The 1,561-nt window shown below is 68.0% G+C and carries 1 protein-coding gene and 1 pseudogene; both read right to left on the bottom strand.

All coding sequences use genetic code 11. From position 1 onward, the window contains the following. Positions 1–431 (bottom strand): annotated as a pseudogene (locus AB0K09_RS33270) (hypothetical protein); the annotation flags it as partial. Between the two features lie 99 nt (positions 432–530). Further along, the gene (locus AB0K09_RS33265; protein ID WP_366069116.1) at positions 531–1,442 is read right to left on the bottom strand and encodes a ferritin-like protein; all 912 of its coding nucleotides are present in this window, start codon (positions 1,440–1,442) and stop codon (positions 531–533) included. Positions 1,443–1,561: the final 119 nt, after the last annotated feature.

Here is a 1,561-nt window from a genome sequence, read left to right as displayed (position 1 = left end):
CCGCCCGGGGCACCCGGGTACGGCCCGTTCGCGGAGAGGGTGCGCCGCACGGTCTGGCCGGGCTTGACGGAAGGGACGGTCTCCGTCGTGTTCTCCAGCGCCGCCCCGGAATCCGACTGGAAGGCGAAGGTGATGGTGTAGGTGAGGGGCTGCGTCTCGTGGTTGGTGACCTCGAACTCGGCACACCGGCGGGCGCCCCGGCCCACGGCGGTGATCCGCACCCCGTCCTTCTCCGGAGCGGACGGCGAAGGGGTCGCCGTGCCGGAACCCCGGTGACCGCAGGAGGAACCGGACGGACCGGGCGCCTGGGCTCGTGCCGTGCCGCCTCCTGAACCGTCGGACTTCTGCGGACCGCAGGCCGTGAGCAGCACAGTGGCGGTCAGCACTGCGGCGGTCAGAATGGCGGGGAAGGGGCGGAGAACGCTGCGCATGCGCCGAGTCGATCAGGTCGGGACCACGGTGGGTATGGTGCAGGCCATATCGCCCGTCACAGCCGTGTCACAGAGCCGTGTGCGCACGACGCGCCGTGCTCAGGGATTCTCCTCCACGTACCGGAACTCCGGGCCGTACGTCTTCCCGCTCCCGCCGGGCAGCGGCACATGCATCAGTTGGCGCGCCAGAGCCTTCAACTGGACCATCTGGCCGACCGCTTGACCCAGTGGCTGCGTCGTCCCCGTCATCCACGCGCTTTGGAGGTCGCACAGCATGAGGCTGTAGCGCCGGTTGAAGGTGTCGAGGAGCTGCCGCGTGGACGCGTCGACCGGCGAGGGGCCGTTGTCCCAGCCGCCCTTCGGCACGGTGGCCATGCGCAGCACCGGCGGCATGGGGATTTCCGCGCCCACGAAGTCGAATCGGGGAGGATCGCCCGGCAGGACGACCAGCTTGTGGCCGTGGAAGATTTCCCGGAAGGAGTAGTAGTGCGCCATTTCACCGGGCTGCCCGGGAAAGGGGTTGTCCGGTGATGCCGCGGTGCCCTCCCCCTGCTCCTTGATGATCGTGATCGCTTGCTCGACATCCGCGAACGAGTTGAGCGCCACGACGTCGTTCCCCATGCCGTGGTCGGCGGCCATGAGTCTGGTCACCTGCCGGGTGCCCGCGATGAGGTTCTGGTTGTTCCTGAACGCCTCGAGGACGGCGGAGTAGAAGGCACCGATCGACACTCCGGCCGTTTCGGACTCGACGACGGGATCCTCCGGTTTCTCGATCTCGGAGTACATGTCGACCGTCTGCGTGCTCAGTCCGCCGAGGGAAACGGTCAGACCGGGCCGGACGCCTCCGGGCAGCGGTCCGGGGTATTTCGGAACCACGTCCGCGTCCGCGAGGCGTGGCGTTCCGCCGATCGTGGTGAGCATGTTGCAGGCGAGTCCCAGATGGGACATCTCGTCGAAGACGATTTCCTTGATCGTGCCGAAGACCTCGCTGTCCTCGGCGGATTCCTCGATCGACCAGAGGCCGCACAGATAGGGCCACCACCGGCCTGCTCACCTGGCCGCACCAGATCAACAGCGGTCTCTGCGACCGTCTCCTGTCCGCCTTCCGCATCGGCGGAGCCGACCTGCGC

The organism is Streptomyces sp. NPDC049577 (assembly GCF_040675635.1).
In the GTDB taxonomy this organism is placed as follows: domain Bacteria; phylum Actinomycetota; class Actinomycetes; order Streptomycetales; family Streptomycetaceae; genus Streptomyces.
This window is presented reverse-complemented; position numbering and strand designations above follow the sequence as displayed.